Here is a 23,175-nt window from a genome sequence, read left to right as displayed (position 1 = left end):
TCTCTACGTAATCAACCTGATTTGCCGAATCCCGACCATCGGCGATGATAGCCCCCGTAATGCGTGGTCCTTATTTCCGATAAGTTTACTTGAGTCTTTAGCTTCCCATTTCAGCCCACTCTCCCCTGTGTGGGCTTTTTTCATTGCTCTGCCCCGTCCTGAATAGCCAAACAATGGCAATGTTTCACTTTGCAGGGATGATAATAAGGGGATCTGATTCAGAAGAGTTATGAAAAGTTGGACCGCCATCGAGGCCTCGAACCCCGTACCATACAACAATCCTGGTTGTCGTCTGCTCTTCCTGATGAGCTAATGGCGGTTTTTGATATGAGCCTTACAGCATATTTTCTGTCAGGCTTGAGTGCGATGCGTAAGATACAGAAAAGACCCCACACAAACATGATGGAATTATGATTTTTTTCATATGAATGTCAACCCACACATTCACAAAACATCTGCATGAGATCATTTTTTATACACCGTATAGCTGCGAAACCACTGCTGATGCTTTTTTAAGCGAAGCGTCGCCGATCACAACAAAATATCGGCGAAAAAGGCGGTGGAATGCCATTTGGCATACGGATATACAGATGAAATGATTACCTGCTTTGCGATTCACTCTCTGGTGGAATAACAACTCACAGGTGGAACCCTTTCTGAACTAAAGAGTGTAGCGGATTTTAACGTGCTTATTTACAGGATAATATCTGTCACCTAATTCCTGGACTCTATTAGATATCCATTGATTTAATCGCGCATCATCTCTGTATGTTTTTACGTCCAGAACAGAGAGCAATAACATCACCAGTGATTCAGGAAAAACAGGGTAGATATTTTTTAAGTGTAATAATAATCCATGCGCAAGCGCCTGCTTAATGGGCGCGTCGGTCTCCGGGATAGACGACATTTCGCGAAGCCATTTTTCCACATGCATACACTCTTTCCCTTTAGGGAAAAGTCTCAGCAAAGGCATATGGTGTTCAAGAAGAATACATTTGCAATCTGTTCGCACTGAATCGATAAACTGCACTAATTTCTTAAGCCCGGTAAAGCGTCCAGCCTGCACATTTGCTTTAATATCAAGAAACGCATCGTCCTGGTCATATACCCAAACTGTCCCTTTTTGATTTTCAAGTATGCGAAAAACAAACTTAACCGGGTGATCAGGGTAATCCATCCAGTCATAAAACCCAGGGAAATCATTAAACTGCACATTTATGGTGAGTGCGTTATCGTCTGACCACTCACAGTCTCGTACGGCAGCCATGAGATGAATGAGTTTGTCGTCATCGACTAAATCATCACGACAATCATAAGGATAATCATAATATTGTTTAATCAAAACCTTGAATATATCGACACAGGAAACCAGGGAGCTTTTGATATCCTCTGGTAACTGATTGTTTTTAACCGTATTAAGTATGCTTTGTTGCGTATATGGCATCAAATTATTGTGCGGAGCTTTTAATGATATCATCGCGATCTCTCTTAAATAAAAATAAACGTCGCAGATAATAAAGCTCTGATTAAACCAGGCACTATCAGAAATCGCTCATAACTAACGTGTGAAGTATTGTGTACTGGAGGGAGTTAATTTAACAATTTGAATTTACGTTATAGGTTTTACTGCTACTTTGATATTATTTCGCTCTCCTTAACTAAAAAGTTAAGTGGAGAGCGAAGTTAATATGTTAAACCACAGGGTATTTATTAATTTTTTCAGTCTGTTAGTGTGCGATTATCGATAACAAAACGATATTTCACATCTCCTCGCAGCATTCGCTCATAGGCTTCATTAATTTGATCGGCCCGAATCATCTCTATATCAGCCACGATGCCATGTTCGGCGCAAAAATCGAGCATCTCCTGAGTTTCTGGAATGCCGCCAATCATAGAACCGGCTATCGCACGGCGTTTCATGATCAGGTTGAAAACTTCCGGCGATTTATGCGGTGTCGCAGGCGCACCAACCAGCGTCATGGTGCCATCACGCTTCAGCAAGGTGGTAAAATCGTCGAGATTATGTGGCGCAGCTACTGTATTCAAAATGAAATCGAAACTCTTCACATGAGCCGCCATCTCATCGGCATTGCGTGAGTTAACAACTTCATCGGCCCCCAGGGCTTTTGCCGCTTCGCGTTTTGACTCAGAAGTGGTAAATGCCACCACATGCGCCCCCATCGCGTGGGCCAGCTTAATCCCCATATGTCCCAGACCGCCGATGCCGACCACGCCCACTTTTTTACCCGGACCGACCTGCCAGTGACGTAGCGGCGAATACGTGGTGATCCCTGCACACAACAAAGGTGCCACCGCCGCCAGCTGCTCTTGCGGGTGACGAATACGCAGAACATATCGCTCATGAACGACGATCTGTTGTGAGTAGCCGCCCAGAGTATGGCCCGGTTCGTCCGGCGTCGGCGAGTTATAGGTGCCGGTCATGTGATCACAGTAGTTTTCCAGCCCGTCTTCACACTCTTCGCAATGTTTACAACTGTCGACAATACAGCCGACACCGACCAGATCGCCCGGCGCATATTTTTCTACCTGATCACCAACAGCTACCACGCGCCCTACAATTTCATGGCCCGGCACGCAGGGATAAACCGTCCCCGCCCACTCGGAACGGACCTGGTGGATATCGGAATGGCAGACGCCACAGTAAGCGATTTCAATTTTGACATCATGCGGTCCCGGTTCACGCCGGGTGATATCCATCGGTTCAAGTGGTTGTTTAGCGGAATATGCACCAACAGCTTTGATCTTCATTGTGTTTACTCCTGATTAGCTATGTGTATTTGGCGATGCCTGATATGTCATCGCGGCAAAACGCGTCCATTGAATATAGCCAATATTTAAACCACCCGATCCAGCCCCAACATGCCGCGAGCCTGAATGAAACAGAGCAGCAACGTTCCCCATAAGGCCATCGTCAGGTAGGGGCTTATACCGAGAATATTGAAGCCGCTTTCAATAATTTGCAGAAGAAACAGCGCCAGCACCATACCAATTATCCGCCCGCTGCCGCCGTCCGGATTAACCCCGCCGAGTACTGCCGCGAGGATTGACACCAGCAAGTACGATTCGCCATAAGAGGCCTTAGCCGAGTTGAGTTTCGACATCATCAAAAATGCCGCTACCGCACAAAGCAAGGCGGAAATGACATACACCCAAATCAGCACCCGACGAGTGTTAATGCCGGAGTAAAGTGTTGCTCGTTCGTTAGAACCAATCAGATAAATGGATTTACCGAGCGGCGTTTTCTCCAGCAATATCCACAGCCCTAGCGACACTGCGGTAAACAACCACATCGGTAGCGGAATACCGAACCACTGTGCATGATTCAACCACAGCACCCATGAGGGATAATTGGCAATGGCGCTACCGCCTGTCACCAGAATATTTACCCCTTTGAGCAACGTCATCATCCCAAGCGTTGCAAGAATTGGCGACACTCGAATACCAGCAATCAATACGCCGTTACATAAACCGATTATCACCGCCGCGCCAGCGCCCGCCAGCAGCGTAGCGACAACCGTAGCAATACCCGGTGGATACTGAGTCGCCACCCACGCCATCACCAGTGAACAGGCGTTAGCAGTGGCTATAATTGACAAGTTAATGCCACCGCAAAGCATGGTCACCGCCATAGCCAACGCCAGAATGCCCAGCACGGGCATTTGCGAAGCGACGGACTGGAAATTACTTATCGACCAGAAAATCTCCGGCATAGTAATGCTGAAGGCTGCAACAGTTAGCACCAGCAGGCCGATCAAGTAAAACTCAACGTTGTTACGCCACGATTTTTTCATAGCAGACTCCGGTTCTGATGCTGACTCCACGCCGTGGCACTAATGCTGGCAACGATGATGATGCCGGTGATCAATGTTTGCCAGTAAGACGAGACTCCCAATAAATTTAGCCCGTTTTGCATCACTGCCAACAACACCACGCCGAGCAAAGTACCGGTTAACGTGCCGCGCCCGCCGAGCAAACTAGTGCCGCCAAGCACCACCGCAGCCAGTACTGTCAGCTCATAACCCAGAAGAGAATCGGGGGCGACAGTCATCACCGTCCACGACTGCACTACACCCGCAGCACCAGACATCAATCCCATATAGCCGTAGACGAAAAGTTGCAGTTTCAGCACGCTAAAGCCGATGCGACTGGCGGATTCACGGTTCCCGCCAAGGGCATAAATTTTGCGCCCTACACTGGTGAAATTCATGATAAACGCTGTCAGCAGCACCACCGTAATCATGGCGATCAGCGGCAGACCAAGGCCATAGTCATAGCCATCAGCATCGGTGTACTTGAACAACATTACCCCCTGCTCAAACCACGGCGGAAAGTCGTACAGCCACACACCTTTACTCAACCATAACAGCAGGCCATAAAAAATATTCAGCGTCGAGATAGTGATGATGATAGAAGGCACCCGTAGGCGATTAACCAGTAAGGCGTTAATTAAGCCAAGTAAAATGCCGATGCCGCCCGCCAGGGCAAACGCGACAGCAAAGTTGCCACCAATTTTTTGCAGCAGCAGCACCATGCCGTATTGCGCAATGATGGTCATTGCCGGAAACGAAATATCAATCCCACCGGAAATTAACACCACAAACAAACCACAGGCGAGAATAGTCAACATGGCATAGTTATTGGCGAGATCGTACAAATTACCGAATGTCAGAAACTCGTCGCTGCGCCAGGCAAGGCCGACAAACAGCCCCACAATCAGTAATGCCAGCCAGAATTCATGACGTTTTTTCAGTTCAGCCATTTACCACCTCCGCAATCCTGGCCTGAGAACTGCTGTCAGGCAGGAAGCTATGGGTGATCTGACCTTTTTGCATTACCAAAATCCGGTGGCTTTGATACCACGCTTCTTCAATTTCATCGCAGATCATCAATACCGCAATGCCATGAGCCGCCAGATCGCTGATAATGCCGTATATTCCTGCTTTGTTGGCGATATCAACACCGACTGTCGGGCTATCGAGAATCAACAGTCGTGGCCCAATCGCCAGCCATTTGGCGATCGATACTCGCTGCGCGTTACCCCCAGAAAGCGTATTCACCGGGAGATGAGGATCAGAAACTTTGATGGTCAATGCCTTGATTAGCCTGTCCACCAGGTCACGCACTTTAGCTTCACTCAGAAAGCCGAAGCGATCTTTTACCTTGTGAAAAACAGTGCTAATGATGTTGTCTTCAATAGATTGCGCCATCACCAAACCGCGCGACATGCGATCTTCCGAAACATAACCAATACCGTGGCGGATGGCGTCCTGGTTACTATGCAGTGTAACCGGCTGACCGTTGATGAGGATCTCGCCAGCATCCGGTCGGGTCATACCAAACAGACTCAGACATAATTCCGTGCGCCCCGCACCAAGCAGGCCAACAATCGACACCACTTCGCCCGCTTCCACCCGCAAGTTAATATTTTGATATTCCCCATGACGACTTAAATGACGCACCTCCAGCACCGGAGTGCTGGATTTTCCCTGCCACAACTCTCGCACCTGATATTCGAACTCCTGGCCGGTCATCAGAAAACTGAGTTGTTTTGTGGTCATCTCTGCGGCCGGAAAGGTCCCGACCAGCTCACCATCTTTCAACACTGAAATACGGTCGGAAACTTCCATCACCTCTTCCAGACGATGACTGACGAAGACCACGCAGATCCCGCGTTCCCGCAATTGATGCACCACCTGTAATAACCCTTGCACTTCCTGATGGGTCAGCGAAGCGGTTGGTTCATCCATCACGATCAACCGTGCGTCCTGCGCCAGTGCACGGCAAATTGCCACCAGCTGACAGCGGGCAATTGAAAGCTCAGAAACGAGCGTATCCAGAGGCAATGTGACGTTAATACTGGTCATTGCCGCCTGCGCCACCTCACGCAGACGACGTCGGTTAACAAACAGACCGTGGTGATAGTGATTCACGGCGATATTCTCCCAGACACTCAGGTTAGGAAATAAAGAGAGGTCCTGATAAATCACCTGAATCCCCTGCGCCACCGAAGCGGCGGGTGTCAGCTTTGACCAGTTTTTCCCACCAAGCGTAATTTCCGCTCCCTCATCCGGGCGATAAACACCGGACATAATTTTAATCAACGTCGATTTACCACAGCCGTTTTGCCCGGCAAGGCAGTGCACTTCACCCGACATAAAGTCGAGAGAAACATCGCGCAGCGCTCGCGTGGCATGAAACGTTTTGTTGATATGACGAAGGGAAAGGAAGGTTTCCATAGCATCCCCTGGCAATAAGAATCGGGGCTTTCGCCCCGAAGAAATGGATTAATAAAGTGAGTCGATATTGTCTTTGTTGACCAGTAATACCTTATGGAAACGGATAATTCGCTTATCCATATCTACGTCGGCCTTACCGAGATTCTCCATTTCTAATCCAGGTTTGATCTCTTCACCCTTCAGCAACGTGCTGGCGACGGCCGCGAGTGCGTAACCTGCAGAGGCCGGATCGTAAGTAATCCCTTCGGTGATATCACCACTTTTAATCAGTGATGCCGCCTGTGAAGGAATCATCATGCCATAGACTGCGACTTTATTTTTCGCCCGTTTCTCTTTCACTGCACGTCCCGCGCCAATCGGACCGTTTGAACCAAAGGAGACAACCGCTTTCAAGTCAGGATAGGTTTTCATGAGGTCCAGTGTGGTACGACGTGAGTCATCCACACTCTCGGCAACCGGCATGCGGCGGGTAACTTCATGCATATCCGGGTAATGCTCTTTCTGGTATTTCACCAGCAAGTCAGCCCATAAGTTATGCTGCGGCACGGTCAAACTACCCACGTAAATCACATAGCCGCCCTTGCCACCCATGCGTTTCGCCATATGCTCAACATATTCAGCGGCAAATTTTTCGTTATCAATGATTTCGATATCCCAGTTAGCACTTGGCTGACCGGGGGATTCGTTGGTCAGAACCACAATTCCGGCATCTCGCGCTTTTTTGAATACCGGTTCCAGCACGTTGGCATCGTTTGGCACAATTGTAATTGCATTAACCTTACGGGCGATTAAATCCTCAATAATTTTAACTTGTTGCGGAGCATCAGTACTTGAAGGCCCCACCTGTGACGCATTAACACCAAAGGCTTTACCCGCCTCAACCACACCTTCGCCCATGCGATTAAACCACGGCATACCATCGACTTTAGAGATATTCACCACGACTTTTTCCGCTGCCTGGAGCGGCGCAGAAATTAGCGCAGCGCCTAATAACAGCGAAGACACCATATTGATAACAAAACGTTTATTCATCATTTCAGCCTCATTGCAGGGTAGTCAGGAAGTGTTCGCCCAAATTAGCGCGCTGGAGAGAATAAGAATTTTCGAATATTTTTATGCAGAATAAACAGCCCTATTTCAGGCAGCTATTAAAAATTTGGTTATAAATATGGACAAAACGGGCAGTAACAATAAGTGTGACAATCATCACGTAAAAAATAGCAAAATAAACAAAATTAGCGATACTTTATGTTTGTGAGTTTATTTCGCGTAGATAAATAGTTATCTACACAATGTCAATAAGGGTATCTTCTTCAAAGATAACGTCCATTTCTGGTGAATAGCTTCCTTCTACCTGGAAAAAACGACGGTGTTCATTACGCCAATATTCAAGACTGAGGTCACCTTCACCTTCCTTACGGGCAAGCTCTGCGGTGACATCAGAAAAGCGCAGTAAATGCAGGCCAATCACTCTGATAACACATACAGGTTCACCACGGCTATTTTCTACAATCTTATACTCACCAATCATCGGAAATACGTTGTCTTCAATACATCCCGCCAGCGAACCACAGGAAGCTGTTTTAACACCAGTCGCAATCAACGTTGCGAGGTGATCGGCCAACGCTGCTGAATCGCCAAAAGTACAAAAGGAAGCATGGGGATATTTTTGTGAGAATTTTTCTTTTATGGTCATGGCAATATTTTTACGATTACGGAAAAACAAATCACATCTTAATTACTGTTGATAACCATCAGCAAGAGTATCATTGGTTTTTCTATTTTTAATCTTTTTTATCCGAAGCAGGTCACATTTATGGCTTGATAAATACCTTTGTTAAAACTCACTTTTGTGTATTTCTCTCAAATAATCCCCTGGAAATTATGCCGGGAGATTATAAAGTTCAGGATCATTCATTAACAAACCATTCCCGCCCCACTCCCTGGGGCTTAAATCTCTTACTATTCACCGTTGCAGGCGTTTCAAATGCGCATCAACCTGCCACACTCCCCCACACCAGTTGCCCTTTATGGAACGTTGCGGTTCTCGGCGAGATACGCGCCACCGCCTCGGCGGAACAGGAGGCGTCCACCAGCACAAAGCTGGCATCATCCTGCGCTTTGGGCCACACGCGCTCGCCTTTTTCGTTGAGCGGCAATACATCGCCAGTGGCTAAAAACAGCGAGCGGGAGAGGTTCTGTTCGTTAGGACGAATATAGAGCTGCGCGTACAGATTGGCTTTTTCCAGCATGTCGCCCAGGCCGTAAGGCGACCAGTGGTCGATAACGCTGTCGGTGCCGGTCATCACTTTTACGCCTTTGTCGTGCAACTGTTTGAGCGGCATATGCAGCGTGCCAATCGGCACCGTCGAGGCGATAGAAATTTGCTGCGCCGCCATCCGGTGCGCCAGTTCATCTACCTGTTGCTCATTGAGCGTTGCCAGCGCAAAGGCGTGGCTGATGGTCAGCTTGCCCTTCAGTTGCGGCGTTTTCTCCACCGTTTCAACCATATAATTGATGGCTGCCACGCCTGCCGGAGTGGTTTCGTGCAGGTGAATATCAACGCCTTTGTCGTAGTCCAGCGCAATCTGGAACATGGTGTCGAGGGATTTTTCCATCGCGCCATCAACACTGGTCGGGTCCAGCCCGCCGACGTAATGCGCCCCCGCCTGCATCGCTTCGCGCATTAAGGGTTCTGATTTCGACAGCAGCAAACCGTGCTGCGGGAAGGCGACAATTTCACACTCGAAGCCCGCCTGACGTCGCGCCAGAACCGCCTGCAAATTTTGCAGATTTTTCAGGCCGGAAACCGGTTCGATATTGCAGTGGCTGCGGGCAATGGTAGTGCCTTTCGACTGCAATAAATCAATCAGTTTTTCCGCCCTTTCCTGAGTGTACGATTGCAACTCCGGCAGCATTTTCTGCTCGAGTTTGATCATGTCCTGGATGGTGGTGCCTGCCGGACGATTGAGCGAGCGCCACGGCCCGCCGTAGAAGGTTTTGTCGAGATGAATATGCATGTCGCGGGTGGTGGGCAGCATCAGCTTACCGCCAGCGTCATAGTGCGGCAGCGTGGCGTCCGGATGCTGATTGTTCTCGCGCAGTGCAACAATTTTGCCGTTCTGAATTTCCACAGTCTGGCGCGCCGTGCGGGTCTGCACCGCCACGCCATTTTCGTAGTCAAAACCGGTTTCCAGCAACACGTTGTCGAGATAGTAGTGCGGGTCAGTGATTTTCATGGTGTTATTCGCGTCGCAGTGGGTTGTGCCAGAGACTGCCGCATGGGCGAGCGGCACAGAGGTACCAAACAGCGCGGCGGCGGTGACCATCTTACCGCTCTGGCTCAGAAACTCACGGCGGCTATTGCTTTCTTTCATCTTACGTCCTTACGTTTTAATAATATGGGTGCCCGTTTCACCGCGCAGCGCCGCAGGCAGGCATTCCGGCGTGGTGATAATCACTTCTTTGCCGCCCTGTTCCAGGAACGTCAGGCTGGCGATGATTTTTGGCAACATGCTGCCAGGCGGAAAATGCCCTTCCTGCATATAGCGGGTCATGGTGGCAATATCCACCCGATCGAGCGCCTGCTGCTGCGGTTTGCCAAAATGAATACACACTTTTTCCACGCCCGTGGTGATCACCAGAATGTCGGCGTGAATTTCGCGAGCCAGTAGCGCGGTAGAGAGATCTTTGTCGATAACCGCGTCCACGCTTTGGTAATCTCCCGCTTCGGTGCGCACCACAGGAATTCCGCCGCCGCCCGCGCCAATCACCACAAAGCCTTGTTGGATCAGCGCCTTAATGGCCGGTGCTTCGACAATACGTTTCGGTTCCGGCGAGGCGACTACGCGGCGATAGCCCCGTCCGCCATCTTCAACAAAACGCCAGTCAGGGTTTGCCTTTTGTAATTCGTCACGCTGGCTGTCACTAAAGAATGCGCCGATGGGCTTGGTGGGATGGGCAAATCCCGGATCGTTTTTATCCACTTCCACCTGAGTCACCACGGTGACGGCTTTTTTCTCGCCGTGGCGGGCCAGCCGGTTGTTCAGCGCCTGCTGGATCAGATAGCCAATGCCGCCCTGCGTATCCGCCACACAGTTTGCCAGCGGCGTTAAGGGCAGCCCTTCGCGCTCGTGGGCAATCTCCGCACGGCGTAAATCCAGCCCGACCTGCGGCCCGTTGCCGTGGGTCAGCACAATGTCGTAATCGGAAGCCAGCATTTCCAGCACCGTATCGGCGACGGCTTTCACCGCCTCCGCCTGATGCTCAATCGACTGGCTGGCGTTATCTTTGATAATGCTGTTGCCACCAATGGCAACGACCACAAGTTCTTTCATGTTGTTATGTCCGCTACAGAGGGTGATGGGGTTATGAGAGTGAGGTTGCCCCTCTCCCCAGAAGGGAGAAGGGATCGTAAGGTGCAGTTGGAGGGTCAGACGCCGTAACGTTCGCACCAGCCAAGAATGGCTTTCTCGAAGCAGGCGAATGGTGGATGCACAATGCCCGCGCCAATCATGCCAACGCCCGCATCTTTATGGGCAATGGCGGTATTGATCACCGGCAAAATGCCGCTGCTGCCCACGCGGGTGATGTCGATTGCCGACGGCACGCCCATAAAACCGAGCAGCGGAATGGTGACGTTGGGGTTTTCACCGAGAGTGATTTCACGCATCTGGCGGGAGAAATCGATAGCCTCTTCCACCGTACCGCCCACCAGCGCGACGATAGCAGGCGCGGTCGCCATGGCAAATCCGCCAATGCCGTAGGTTTCAGTGATGGCGCTGTCGCCAATATCCAATCCAGAATCTTCCGGCTTATAACCGGCAAACATCGGGCCGATCACCTGCTGCGCCGGACCGGTAAACCACTGCCCCGGTAATCCGCTGACCCGCAGGCCGAACTCGACGCCGTTACGCGCCATCGTGGTCACCACGGTGCTGTATTCGATGCCGTGCGCCGCATCCATCGCCGCTTTACACATCGCCATCCACGTCGGGCCGGAGAAGTAGTCGCTGCTGGCGACAAACTCAAACACTTCGCGCTGTTGCTCGACGGAGTAGCCCGCCTGAATAATCCCCGGCGTCAGCGCCTGAATCAGCAGCGTCGTCCCGGCGTTATTGCGGTTATGGCACTCATCGCCCATATGCAGCGCCTGCGCCAGCATTAAGCGCAGATCGATTTCGCCGATAATTTTCATCGCGTCGCGCAGCATGGGTCCCTGCACATCGCGCATCCAGTTGAGTCGGTCGATCACGCTCTGGTCGTTAGCGCCCATACGCAAAATCTTTGCCATCTGCTCGCTCATATTGGTGTAAGCGATGTTGCCGTAGGTTTTGTTTTTCACGATGTGCATAAACATCGAGGCCGAGGTAACACCCGCCATCGATCCCACGCAGTCATGTTCGTGGCACGGCGAGAAGGTGATCTCCCCGGAGGCCGCCAGTTCAGCCGCCTCATCGAGATCTTTCGCCAGCCCTTCGAACACCAGCGCTCCGGTGACCGCGCCTTTCATCGCGCCACACATTTTTTCCCAGGTGATCGGCGGTCCGGCGTGAAGAATGGTTTTCGGCGTCATACCCGGCACCACGTTAATCGCCTGATCAAAACCAATCAGCACCGGATGCGACTGGATAATGCGCTCCAAAGCCTGCTGGTTAGCGGCGGCGATTTTGTCTGCCAGCGGGGAATCGGCAATGTTGTCCAGCGCCTGCACCACCTGCATATTGCCCTGCCCCGGCGGCGTCCAGTCGAGTTGGGTCACTTCTACATGCTGCTTTTTCAGATCATCGCTAAACATGGCGATGCCGACGTTAATAACGTTCAATGGTTGGCTAAACAGTGACTGGCTCATCAGGCTTCCTCCCCTTTGCAGATAAATTCACGCGCCAGCAATCCGGTATTGGTGCTACTGCTGGCCAGAATTACCCCAGCATCAAGCAGCATCTGGCTTTGTTGTTCTAATGATGGCGTATCAAGATCGGTACCCAGCACATAGGCGAGAATGATCAACTCACGTCCTTCGGCAGCGGCGATCGCTTTCGCCTCTTTGATCGCCTCAATGGTGGAACCGACCGGATCTTCATGCGATCCAAATCCGAGCACAAAATCCATCACGATCACCGCCACTTCTGGATCGCGCGCTTCTTCGATCAACCGGCTGATGCGGTTGGTGGGGTCAATCATTGGATGCGGCTTGCCGTTGGTGAAGTCGTCATCGCCAAAGTCGAGGAAGGTGTGTTTGATGCTGCGGTTAATATCTTGCAGGCGGAATTCAGGATCGGGCTGGATGTTGCTGTAGACATCGCCGTGTTTTTCCATCACCGCGAACATCGTTTCGTCGCACAGCGTGCCGCCGCAGAACAGGCCACGAATGTATTTCTGTTGCGGTTGCAGGCGAGCGCGCACGTCAGCAATCAACGGCTGGTTCAGCGTATGCAGCTCGAGATGTTCCTGTTTCACGCCGGAGAGCATTACCGCTTTCAGCGCCGCTTCTTTGCTGCCGCGAGCAAACTGTAGCCCCTGCTCATCCACCGGCGTTTCAACGCGACCGAGGAAGCAGACCACCACCGGCTTGCGGCAGGCACGTGCGCGTTCCAGCACTTTGCGGGCCACCGCAGGCGCAGGCGGTTTGGAGATAAGCACAATAATTTCTGTTTGCGGATCGTTTTCCAGCATCCCGATGGCATCGAGCATCATCAGACCGCCGATTTTCTCGCTCAGGTCGCGCCCGCCGGTGCCAATCAGTTGCGAAACGCCGCCGCAAAATTCATGGATACGGACGCTCAGTTCCTGGCTGCCGGTGCCAGATGCGCCAACAATGCCGATGTTGCCGCGACGCACGGCGTTACCAAAGCAGAGCGCCGCGGCGTTGATAATCGCCGTACCGCAGTCTGGCCCCATCATCAGCAGCCCTTTTTCGTGGGCCAACTGTTTGAGCGCCAGTTCATCTTCAACTGAGACGTTATCGGAAAACAGCATCACGTTAAGATCGTTTTGCAGCGCCTGACGCGCTTCGCGAGCGGCAAACAGACCGTTGACCGAAATCACCGCCAGGTTACTTTCCGGGATATGCTTTTTGGCGCTGGCAATAGTGGCATAGCGTGCTTCATGTGAACCAGTTTGAGCTTTGGTGTTGAACAGTTCTTCAATCTCCACCAGCAACTGCTCGTTGTCTGCGCCCGCTTTGCCGTTGATGACAATCATCAGGTCGCCGTTTTTCGCCTGCTCCAGTTCCGGCGTCAGCAGCCCTAAATTCTTCAGCACGCCTTTGTTCATTTCGGTCGCCATCGCCACAAATGCCTGCTCGACGCCGTCGAGTTTATTTGCACGCGTGGAGATAGACATCAGCGAGACAGAATCAAAATAGGTATTCGGTTTAATGACTATTTTAACTGACATAATTCCCTCCGTAGGTTTGGCTCAGCGCACAACCATCGGCCATGCCATACAGCATGTCGCAGCCGGAACTGGAGCCAATATGTTTAATTTTTTCTATTGCCTGAGTTGCGTTCCCAGGGATGTCATAAATAATGTTATGAATAAAACGATGAATATTTTCCCGGCAGCGTTGTTGTAATGCGGCTTCCAGCGTTATGGCACTTAATAACGTGGTATTATTTCTGCCGCGTTGCAGACCGAGATAAAATTCCTCTTTGTATTTTTCCGCCGGATGTCCGGAAATAAATAAAATAAGCGCCAGACCTGTTAAATAATCGTCGGCTGATGGCGTAAGGCCAATCCCTAAGCCCATCATACTGGCGACTGCTGAGGCGGTATTTTGTTTATCGTTTACGGCCTGAATAACTGCCCGTCGTTTAATATGTAATTCTTTATTTAACGCCTGATAAAACGGATTATCGCCGCAATAATTAAACAGGGTTTCATTTTCCCCCAGGTGCTGATGAATAATGTCATGCCACTGTTGCCAGGCGATAAGGTGAAAATTCACAGCGGCCATTTGCAAGGTTGGGGACAGCCAACGCAGGCAATGACTCATCTCTATATGAAGATGTTGACCAACCGTAATGCCTTGATCGTCAAACTGAACCTTATCACCATGCCGGAACAGACCATCAAAGTGAGTGAGTGCCAACCGACAACTGTTTGGCGCATTGTCGTACTCTTCACAAAGCAGCGTCAGCAACTGCTGGCGGGCCGGAAGTGCGATATTTACCGCTCTGGCAAAGACCTGTTCAACCTGACCTTGCCCCCGCTGCGCCAGAAAATCAGCATCCGCAGTTAGCGCCCACACACACCGTCTTTCTGGTGTGTTGATAGCAAGCCTCCCGGTTTATGCACCTGCGGCAATCAGTAACTGCGCAATCTCTTCAAAGCCTCGTTCCCGCGCCAGTTCCAGCGGCGTTTTGCCATATTTATCCGTCATGTGCGGGCTGGCACCGTGTTCCAGCAATAACTGGACAATCGCCTGCTGTTTAATCCCGCCATCATTAAGCACAATTGCTTCCAGTAGCGGCGTCCAGCCAACATGGTTGGTCTGGTTAACGTTAATCTCCGTATGCGCCAAAAGCTCTTTTACAATACTTAAATGGCCTTTTTCACAGGCAGGCGTCAGGCCGACACCGCCAAAACGGGTGACGCAATTAAGATCAGGTTTAGCCGGTAAAATAATCCGTAACAGGGTTAAATCGCCGGTCAGGCAGCTAATTAAAAAAGGATTTGAACATATTTGATCTTGCTTATTAATATCCGCTCCGGCATCAATTAATGCCTGAACGCAAGCATATTGCTGATATAAACTTGCCAGCGTAATTGCCGTTTTCCCCTGACGATCGCAGGTATTAATATCGACACCCAGCGCAAGGCAGGTTTTTACTTTATCGATATCACCCTGTTGCGCAGCCAATAAATAGTCGGCAGGTAGATTTTTTATAGTCATTCACATTCCCCTGATTTTTGTGGCTGTTTTCGATGAATTGAGAATAGCAACGATAATCTGATAAAAGAACCCGCTTAAATTTAATTCGCCGTATTTCGCCTTTTTGTTGAATGATGTTCAACAATCTTTTCGCAGTGTGCGGTAGTGCAATATTTGTTTCTTTGACCCGATACCCTTTCACTCAATCAGGTTTTATTTCTCTATAGTCTGCACATGTAAGAGTAGCTTTCGTCCATGTCTAACCAGAGGGGAACAAGATGAACGGACTCACGGCAACGGGTGTCACCGTCGGTATTTGTGCAGGGCTTTGGCAGTTAGTGTCTTCACATGTAGGGCTCTCTCAGGGATGGGAATTATTAGGAACCATTGGCTTCGTCGCCTTTTGCAGTTTTTATGCCGCAGGCGGCGGTAAATCGGGGTTTATCAGAAGTCTGGCGGTTAATTATTCCGGGATGGTGTGGGCGTTTTTCGCCGCGCTGGCTGCCGGCTGGCTGGCCTCGGTGAGTGGATTGTCCACGTTCTGGGCGAGCGTGATTATGACTGTACCCTTCTCGGCGGTAGTGGTCTGGCAAGGACGTTTCGGTTTATTGTCTTTTATTCCCGGAGGCTTTCTCGGCATGACGCTATTTTTTGCCAGCGGGATGAACTGGACGGTGACATTACTGGGTTTTCTGGCGGGTAACTGCGTGGGGATAATTTCAGAATATGGCGGACAAAAATTAAGCGAAGCGACGACTAAACGCGACGGGTATTAAAAGTTATTCAAAAATGATTATCTATCTTTAACCGATACCTCTACAGTCATGGCTGGAGAAATTCATAGTAGATAATGGCGGGAATGGTTTAATGAACTCAATTTTTACCGAAGAGAATCTGTTGGCATTTACTACCGCTGCGCGTTTTGGCAGCTTCAGTAAAGCCGCAGAAGAGTTGGGTTTAACCACTTCCGCCATTAGCTACACCATCAAGCGAATGGAAACAGGGCTGGATGTGGTGCTGTTCACTCGCAGTACCCGAAGCATTGAGTTAACGGAGTCCGGGCGTTATTTTTTCCGCAAAGCTACCGACCTGCTGAATGATTTTCACGCCATCAAACGCAGCATCGATACTATTTCGCAGGGTATAGAAGCACGGGTGCGCATTTGTATTAACCAACTGCTTTATACGCCCAAACACACCGCACGCTTATTACAGGTACTGAAAAAGCAGTTTCCAACCTGCCAGATTACCGTGACGACCGAAGTGTATAACGGCGTCTGGGATGCGATTATTAATAATCAGGCGAATATTGCTATCGGCGCGCCCGACACACTGCTGGACGGCGGCGGCATTGATTACACGGAGATTGGCGCAATTCGCTGGGCTTTTGCTATCGCCCCGGATCACCCATTAGCCTTTGTGCCGGAGCCGATCGCCGAAAGCCAACTGCGTCTCTATCCTAATATCATGGTGGAGGACACCGCGCATACGATTAATAAAAAAGTGGGCTGGTTGCTGCATGGGCAGGAGTCGATTCTGGTGCCAGATTTCAACACCAAATGTCAGTGCCAGATTTTAGGTGAAGGGATTGGTTTTTTGCCGGATTACATGGTCCGTGAGGCGATGGCGCAATCCCTGCTGGTTACCCGACAAATCCATAATCCGCGCCAGGATTCACGCATGTTACTCGCAACTCAGCATTCTGCTACGGGTCAGGTGACGCAGTGGATTAAAAAACAATTTTCGCCAAATGGCATATTAACGGGGATCTATCAGGATTTACTGCATCGGGAGAATTAATCGCTGCCAACCTCCCGATGCGCTGTGAATAGCGGTTTACATCAACCACCTGCTTTCATTACCCATTCAGAGATAAATTTATTACCCGGTACTGGCGGAGAGTACAAATAGCCCTGCAAAAAGTGAACGCCTTTGCCGATCATTAAATCCGCCTGCTCCTGGGTTTCTACCCCTTCCGCCACGATACTCAGACCAGGCTTACGCGCCAGTTCGACAATATTGTCCACAATATGACCGGATATTTCGTCCACGCTCGCCATTTGCACAAATGACTTATCGATCTTAATAAAATCGACCGGGAACGCCTGCAAGTAACGATAGGTCGCATAACCCGTACCAAAGTCATCCAGCGCAAAGGTAATGTTGTGCTGATGAAGGCTGTCAAATATCGCTCTGGCTTCTGGCGTTACCGGAATAGGGTTACGTTCCGTTAGCTCGAGAACCAGTTTGATTTTATCGTTACCTAATTTCTTAACCAGGTTCAGGCATTCTTTTTCAAATCCCGCAGCCAAAAAACAACCCGCCGAGACGTTGATGCCAATATGGAAATTGTCCGGCAGCAAATGTTTTACCGGCATCAGAATATCCGCAGTCTGTTTCATCAACTGGCGAGTCATTATGACGATAAGACCAGATGACTCCGCCAGAGGAATAAACTGATCCGGTGGGATAATTCCCGTTTGTGGATGTTCCCAGCGGACAAGCACCTCACAGCCCGTCAGTACCCCAGTCTGCGCGCAGAAAACCGGTTGGATCCACGGTTTGAATTCGTGGTTTTCCAACGCCAGACTGATGGCTTCAGGCGTGACGATATGGTGATAGTGATTATCATTAATATATTTGTGACTATTATTACCCGTGGCGGATATGATCTCCGGATTGTACTGAAAGAAAATATCCCGCCAGAAAGTAATATCGCTCTGAATCCCCAGTTTCTCAAAGAGCTGTTTCTTTTGATGTGAAATGGTCTTTGCACTGCGATTTCTGTACTGTGATATTTCTGTTACAGACATTCCCTGCATCAGCAGCTTGAGTAGCAGTCGTTCTTTCTCGGATACGCTACCAGGCAATGACAAATGAACCGTTGTACCGAACTCTTGCAGAAAAACACGAAAATCACATGAATTCATGAACACACCTTTATCTTTTATCGCTGTTCAGTATGAGTGATTACCTGTGGATTCCTGAGCACACATAAGGGGTAACCATAAACATCAGCGATGCCATACGCATAACATCCCACATCACTATCAAAAAGATTATCTTTACCTCTGATGCTCGCTCAAAAACAGTTACGCTAAATACCTTAAAAAGGTAATCACAAGTCAAACTCAGGAGATAATCACGCAAGAATGCAATATTAAAATTCAGATACTCATTTTTGGTAATAAAGAAGTAGTTGGACTATTTCAATATTTATAATTTCCCACTACGTATTGACGCCCATTCATGAGTAAAGGCGCATTATATGAATTTAACAATCCAGATCAACTGAAAATACCTCAACCTCATTAACACATAGCGTCAACATTCAATGACATAATGAGTAAAGATGTTGGTTATGCATACACGTCATTACTCTATGCCTATCCCTTAACAACCTGCTTTTTAAGGCTGAATCCATTCAGCAATAGATAGCCAACATTATAACAATGACAATAAAAACAATATTTAAAACAATCAATAAAATATCAGACACAGACAATTAAACCTTAAACAACAAACAGTTACATTGATTTTAGTTGATTTGCGCTACGCGTTTCCCATGAATAAAGCGTCATTTCAAATTAGCACCAATATTTACATTAAATAAGACTAAGCTTATTGAACATTCACAACAGTCCAAGCGTAGGTTTTGGGCTTCAATAGTTCTTTTCTTTTTTATTATCTGTTGCCTGGCAATCATCAATCGATACTAAGGGCTTAACTGTACACAGATATAACGTATCAAGAGGTAAGAGAAACCGCGCCATATGCAGATATGGCGCGGTTTTATGCAATAACAATCACGCGTCCGGGAACATCACGCTATGGCCCGGCGCTTCACGATGGAGATGGATAAAGTTAAGGTGCCGCTCGTACTGATCGAGAATATCGGTGATCACCTGCTCTTTGCTGTAGTCCATCAGGTCGTTGCCCTGGCTGCCTTCTAACAGGAAGGTTTCCAGCCGGTAGTAGGTCGATTTCCCGCTACGTGCGCGGTAGGTAAAGCCCGGCACCGAGTATTGCTGCGGCCAAATCTGATAGACAAAGTTTTGCTCTTCGCCCATATGCACCAACAAATCCAGATGCCCCAACTGTTGTCCCTCTTCCGGCGGCAGGTTTTTTAGCTCCACGTACGCGCCGCGCAACCGCAGCTCCTGCGCCACTTCTTCCATTGCCGGGTAACAGACCGTCTCCATCATCTGTTTAGTGTAACGCGTGCCTGGATAATTCATCAGGCGCGAGAGACGTTTTTTCCAGCTCAGGCGATCCTGAAGCCCCAGCGGTCGCGGCGCGGTATCACGGTTGGCACTTTCACGGCGGTAATCTTCTACCTTCAGAGATTTATACAACCCCGCCATCACGAAGAAAATCACAAAGCTGAACGGCAGACCCATAATCACCGTGGTGTTTTGCAGCGCGGATATCCCGTTGGTCATCAGCATGCCGAGCGTCAGCAGGCCAATCGCCACCGACCAGAAGACGCGCAGCCAGCCGGGGGCGTCGCTGTTGATATCTTTAAGCTGCGAGGTGAAATTCCCCAGCACCAGCGCCCCGGAGTCCGCCGAGGTCACATAAAACAGCAGGCCAGTAATGGTGGCGACGGAGGCGCTAAAGGTAAACGCCGGATACTGCGCCAGCAGGCTGTAGAAGCCGCGCTCCGGATGGACCATCGCTTCCTCGGCAAATGCCGCGCCGCCGTGGATGATTTCATACAGCGCGCTATTGCCGAACACCGAGAGCCATAACAGCGTGAAGGTAAACGGAATAATCAACGTGCCCAGCACGAACTGGCGAATGGTACGCCCACGCGAGATACGCGCCAGGAACAAGCCGACAAACGGCGACCATGCCACCCACCATGCCCAGAAGAAGAGCGTCCAGTTATTCATCCACTCAACCGGACGGTCGAAGGCAAAACTGTTGAGCGTCATGCCCATAAAGCGATTCACATAGTCGCCAACGTTCAGCACCAGCGCATTAAGCAGGAACGAGGTGTCGCCCATAAACAGCACGAACAGGATCAACCCCAGCGCCAGCGCAACGTTGAGTTCCGATAACACGCGAATGCCCTTATCGACACCGGAGGTGACAGAGATTGTTGCGATGATCACCGACAAGGCGATCAGTGCCGCTTTCGCCGCCATCGAATCAGGAATATCAAACAGTACGCTCAAGCCATAGTTAAGCTGCACCACACCGATACCGAGCGTAGTGGCAATACCGAAGATGGTGCCGATTACCGCTGCAATATCCACTGAATGACCAATCGGCCCGTTAATCCGTTTACCGAAGATCGGGTACAGCGCCGAGCGGATGGTGAGCGGCAAATTATAACGATAGCTAAAGTATCCGAGCGCCATGCCCATCAGCGCATACATCGACCAGCCGGTTAAGCCGTAGTGAAACAGCGTCCAGACCATCGCCTGACGCGCAGCCTCAATCGTCTGACCCGCGCCTTCCGGCGGCTGCATATACTGCGTTACCGGTTCGGCTACGGAGAAGAACATCAGGTCGATACCGATCCCGGCAGCAAACAGCATCGCCGCCCAACTCAGCAGACTGAATTCCGGTTTGGATTGTTCTGGCCCGAGCTTCACCGAACCAAAACGCGAACAAGCGATACAGACCACAAAGACAATATAGAGCGTTGCCGCCAGCAGATAGTACCAACCGAAGGTTTTAGAAACCCAGTCCAGCGTGCGGCCAATCCACAGGGCCGAGAAGTCGCGAAACAGGATCGTTGTCAGGGAAAACAACAAAATCAGTCCGGCGGAGGTGTAAAACACCACCGGATTGATTTTGTCCTTTTCCCTGCTGTGTGAAAGGTCTGTCATCCAGTATCCCCACTGTTATTGTTACCATTTAAAATCAAATTCGTAACAATTAAGACACATTTTATATTGAACGTCCAATCAATAACCGCTTTAATAGATAAACAACGCTGATGAATGGAGTGGCGAAAATGCCCAAATTGGGGATGCAGTCGATCCGGCGCAGACAACTGATCGACGCCACGCTGGAAGCAATAAATGAAGTGGGCATGCACGATGCAACGATCGCGCAGATCGCCCGCCGTGCAGGCGTTTCTACGGGGATCATCAGCCACTATTTCAGGGACAAAAATGGTCTGCTGGAAGCAACCATGCGCGATATCACCAGTCAGCTGCGTGACGCGGTTTTGAATCGATTACATGCACTTCCGCAGGGCAGTGCAGAGCAGCGATTACAGGCGATTGTTGACGGGAATTTCGATGAAACGCAGGTCAGTAATGCTGCGATGAAAGCCTGGTTGGCGTTTTGGGCCAGCAGTATGCATCAGCCAATGCTTTACCGTTTGCAGCAGGTGAGCAGCCGCCGCTTGTTGTCGAATCTGGTGAGCGAATTTCACCGCGAGTTACCGCGCCAACAGGCACAGGAAGCGGGCTACGGCCTTGCCGCGCTGATTGACGGATTATGGCTGCGCGCGGCACTGAGCGGCAAACCGCTGGATAAACCTCTCGCACACTCGCTGACCCGTCACTTTATTACTCAGCATTTACCCACCGATTAACCGAGGAGACGTGATGTCCCGAATGGCAGAACAGCAGCTTTATATACATGGTGGTTATACCTCCGCCACCAGCGGTCGCACCTTCGAGACCATTAACCCGGCCAACGGTAACGTGCTGGCGACCGTGCAGGCCGCCGGGCGTGAGGATGTCGATCGCGCCGTGAAGAGTGCCCAACAGGGGCAAAAAATCTGGGCGGCGATGACCGCTATGGAACGCTCGCGTATTCTGCGTCGGGCCGTTGATATTCTGCGTGAACGCAATAACGAACTCGCAAAACTGGAAACCCTCGACACCGGAAAAGCGTATTCGGAAACCTCAACCGTCGATATCGTTACCGGCGCGGACGTGCTCGAGTACTACGCCGGGCTGATCCCGTCGCTGGAAGGCAGCCAGATCCCATTGCGTGAGACGTCATTTGTCTATACCCGCCGCGAACCGCTGGGCGTAGTGGCAGGGATTGGCGCATGGAACTACCCGATCCAGATTGCCCTGTGGAAATCCGCCCCGGCGCTGGCGGCAGGCAATGCAATGATCTTCAAACCGAGCGAAGTCACCCCGCTTACCGCGTTAAAGCTGGCTGAAATTTACAGCGAAGCGGGCCTGCCGGACGGTGTATTTAACGTGTTGCCGGGCGTGGGCGCGGAGACCGGGCAATATCTGACCGATCATCCGGGCATTGCTAAAGTGTCATTTACCGGCGGTGTCGCCAGCGGCAAAAAAGTGATGGCTAACTCGGCAGCTTCCTCCCTGAAAGAAGTGACCATGGAGCTGGGCGGTAAATCGCCGCTGATCGTTTTCGACGATGCAGATCTCGATCTCGCCGCTGATATCGCCATGATGGCGAACTTCTTCAGCTCCGGTCAGGTGTGTACCAACGGCACCCGCGTCTTCGTTCCGGCGAAATGCAAAGCCGCATTTGAACAAAAGATTCTGGCGCGCGTTGAGCGCATTCGCGCGGGCGACGTTTTCGATCCGCAAAATAACTTTGGCCCGCTGGTCAGCTTCCCGCATCGCGATAACGTGCTGCGTTACATCGCCAAAGGCAAAGAGGAAGGCGCGCGCGTACTGTGCGGCGGCGATGTACTGAAAGGCGATGGCTTCGATAACGGCGCATGGGTTGCACCGACCGTGTTCACCGATTGCCGCGACGAAATGACCATCGTGCGCGAAGAGATCTTCGGTCCGGTGATGTCGCTTCTCACTTATGAATCTGAGGACGAAGTGATTCGCCGCGCCAATGATACCGACTACGGCCTGGCGGCGGGCATCGTGACGGCGGACCTGAACCGCGCGCATCGCGTCATTCATCAGCTGGAAGCGGGTATTTGCTGGATCAACACCTGGGGCGAATCCCCTGCTGAGATGCCCGTTGGCGGCTACAAACACTCCGGCATTGGTCGCGAGAACGGCGTGATGACGCTCCAGAGTTACACCCAGGTGAAGTCCATCCAGGTTGAGATGGCTAAATTCCAGTCCATATTCTAAC

The 23,175-nt window shown here is 50.5% G+C and carries 20 protein-coding genes; 4 read left to right on the top strand and 16 right to left on the bottom strand.

Annotated features, from left to right (window positions below; genetic code table 11):
- Window positions 1–3: 3 nt before the first annotated feature.
- From yahM to ACJHYD_RS15530, 14 genes are all read right to left on the bottom strand, one after another.
- The gene (gene yahM, locus ACJHYD_RS15595) at window positions 4–249 is read right to left on the bottom strand and encodes a protein YahM (RefSeq protein ID WP_000290597.1); all 246 of its coding nucleotides are present in this window, start codon (window positions 247–249) and stop codon (window positions 4–6) included.
- A 412-nt stretch (window positions 250–661) separates the two neighbouring features.
- Window positions 662–1,477 (bottom strand): protein YahL, encoded by an 816-nt coding sequence (yahL, locus tag ACJHYD_RS15590; RefSeq protein ID WP_001309286.1) that lies wholly within the window; start codon window positions 1,475–1,477, stop codon window positions 662–664.
- A 242-nt stretch (window positions 1,478–1,719) separates the two neighbouring features.
- Window positions 1,720–2,769: an NADPH-dependent aldehyde reductase YahK gene (gene yahK, locus ACJHYD_RS15585; RefSeq protein WP_001550687.1), complete on the bottom strand. Its 1,050-nt coding sequence runs from the start codon at window positions 2,767–2,769 to the stop codon at window positions 1,720–1,722.
- Between the two features lie 86 nt (window positions 2,770–2,855).
- Window positions 2,856–3,812, bottom strand: a complete 957-nt coding sequence (locus ACJHYD_RS15580; protein ID WP_001550686.1) for an ABC transporter permease — start codon at window positions 3,810–3,812, stop codon at window positions 2,856–2,858.
- Window positions 3,809–4,780, bottom strand: coding sequence for an ABC transporter permease (locus ACJHYD_RS15575; RefSeq protein ID WP_000818889.1), 972 nt, complete (start codon window positions 4,778–4,780; stop codon window positions 3,809–3,811). The genes ACJHYD_RS15580 and ACJHYD_RS15575 overlap by 4 nt, the downstream gene beginning before the upstream one ends.
- Window positions 4,773–6,257, bottom strand: a complete 1,485-nt coding sequence (locus ACJHYD_RS15570; RefSeq protein WP_001550685.1) for a sugar ABC transporter ATP-binding protein — start codon at window positions 6,255–6,257, stop codon at window positions 4,773–4,775. The genes ACJHYD_RS15575 and ACJHYD_RS15570 overlap by 8 nt, the downstream gene beginning before the upstream one ends.
- Before the next feature lie 48 nt (window positions 6,258–6,305).
- Window positions 6,306–7,289 carry an autoinducer 2 ABC transporter substrate-binding protein gene (locus ACJHYD_RS15565; RefSeq protein ID WP_001042105.1) on the bottom strand — a complete coding sequence of 328 codons (984 nt, stop codon included), beginning with the start codon at window positions 7,287–7,289 and terminating at the stop codon, window positions 6,306–6,308.
- Window positions 7,290–7,542: 253 nt separating this feature from the next.
- Window positions 7,543–7,953, bottom strand: a complete 411-nt coding sequence (locus tag ACJHYD_RS15560; RefSeq protein WP_001550683.1) for an ASCH domain-containing protein — start codon at window positions 7,951–7,953, stop codon at window positions 7,543–7,545.
- Between the two features lie 298 nt (window positions 7,954–8,251).
- Window positions 8,252–9,634: an amidohydrolase family protein gene (locus ACJHYD_RS15555; RefSeq protein WP_001550682.1), complete on the bottom strand. Its 1,383-nt coding sequence runs from the start codon at window positions 9,632–9,634 to the stop codon at window positions 8,252–8,254.
- A 9-nt stretch (window positions 9,635–9,643) separates the two neighbouring features.
- A complete protein-coding gene (locus ACJHYD_RS15550; protein WP_001550681.1) occupies window positions 9,644–10,594 on the bottom strand; it encodes a carbamate kinase family protein in 951 nt (316 codons plus the stop codon).
- A 95-nt stretch (window positions 10,595–10,689) separates the two neighbouring features.
- The gene (locus ACJHYD_RS15545) at window positions 10,690–12,108 is read right to left on the bottom strand and encodes a DUF1116 domain-containing protein (protein WP_000083445.1); all 1,419 of its coding nucleotides are present in this window, start codon (window positions 12,106–12,108) and stop codon (window positions 10,690–10,692) included.
- Entirely contained in the window at window positions 12,108–13,655 is a 1,548-nt protein-coding gene (fdrA, locus tag ACJHYD_RS15540) for an acyl-CoA synthetase FdrA (RefSeq protein WP_001550680.1), read from the bottom strand. Before fdrA ends, ACJHYD_RS15545 begins: the two co-directional genes overlap by 1 nt.
- The gene (locus ACJHYD_RS15535) at window positions 13,645–14,508 is read right to left on the bottom strand and encodes a DUF2877 domain-containing protein (protein ID WP_001550679.1); all 864 of its coding nucleotides are present in this window, start codon (window positions 14,506–14,508) and stop codon (window positions 13,645–13,647) included. The genes fdrA and ACJHYD_RS15535 overlap by 11 nt, the downstream gene beginning before the upstream one ends.
- A 39-nt stretch (window positions 14,509–14,547) precedes the next feature.
- Window positions 14,548–15,153, bottom strand: coding sequence for an ankyrin repeat domain-containing protein (locus ACJHYD_RS15530; RefSeq protein ID WP_000153102.1), 606 nt, complete (start codon window positions 15,151–15,153; stop codon window positions 14,548–14,550).
- Window positions 15,154–15,410: 257 nt separating this feature from the next.
- On the opposite strand from ACJHYD_RS15530, the gene ACJHYD_RS15525 reads away from it, so the two are divergent.
- Both ACJHYD_RS15525 and ACJHYD_RS15520 read left to right on the top strand, forming a co-directional pair.
- Window positions 15,411–15,908, top strand: a complete 498-nt coding sequence (locus ACJHYD_RS15525) for a DUF1097 domain-containing protein (RefSeq protein ID WP_001013882.1) — start codon at window positions 15,411–15,413, stop codon at window positions 15,906–15,908.
- Window positions 15,909–15,999: 91 nt separating this feature from the next.
- The gene (locus tag ACJHYD_RS15520; RefSeq protein ID WP_001084390.1) at window positions 16,000–16,932 is read left to right on the top strand and encodes a LysR substrate-binding domain-containing protein; all 933 of its coding nucleotides are present in this window, start codon (window positions 16,000–16,002) and stop codon (window positions 16,930–16,932) included.
- Window positions 16,933–16,973: 41 nt separating this feature from the next.
- Here ACJHYD_RS15520 and pdeL read toward each other — a convergent pair whose 3' ends face one another.
- Both pdeL and betT read right to left on the bottom strand, forming a co-directional pair.
- Window positions 16,974–18,062 carry a DNA-binding transcriptional activator/c-di-GMP phosphodiesterase PdeL gene (gene pdeL / locus ACJHYD_RS15515; protein WP_001305451.1) on the bottom strand — a complete coding sequence of 363 codons (1,089 nt, stop codon included), beginning with the start codon at window positions 18,060–18,062 and terminating at the stop codon, window positions 16,974–16,976.
- 876 nt (window positions 18,063–18,938) lie between these two features.
- Window positions 18,939–20,972 carry a choline BCCT transporter BetT gene (betT, locus tag ACJHYD_RS15510; protein ID WP_000131040.1) on the bottom strand — a complete coding sequence of 678 codons (2,034 nt, stop codon included), beginning with the start codon at window positions 20,970–20,972 and terminating at the stop codon, window positions 18,939–18,941.
- Between the two features lie 128 nt (window positions 20,973–21,100).
- Between betT and betI the strand changes: the two genes are divergently transcribed.
- Together betI and betB are read left to right on the top strand one after the other, a co-directional pair.
- Window positions 21,101–21,688: a transcriptional regulator BetI gene (gene betI / locus ACJHYD_RS15505; RefSeq protein ID WP_001376735.1), complete on the top strand. Its 588-nt coding sequence runs from the start codon at window positions 21,101–21,103 to the stop codon at window positions 21,686–21,688.
- A gap of 13 nt (window positions 21,689–21,701) precedes the next feature.
- Window positions 21,702–23,174 carry a betaine-aldehyde dehydrogenase gene (gene betB, locus ACJHYD_RS15500; RefSeq protein WP_001550678.1) on the top strand — a complete coding sequence of 491 codons (1,473 nt, stop codon included), beginning with the start codon at window positions 21,702–21,704 and terminating at the stop codon, window positions 23,172–23,174.
- The last annotated feature ends 1 nt before the right edge of the window (window position 23,175 follow it).

The sequence above is a fragment of the Escherichia sp. WS1368 genome (assembly GCF_046487485.1).
Classification (GTDB): Bacteria; Pseudomonadota; Gammaproteobacteria; order Enterobacterales; family Enterobacteriaceae; genus Escherichia; species Escherichia coli.
The sequence above is the reverse complement of the archived record's forward strand: the minus strand, read 5'-3'. Positions and strand labels throughout refer to the sequence as shown.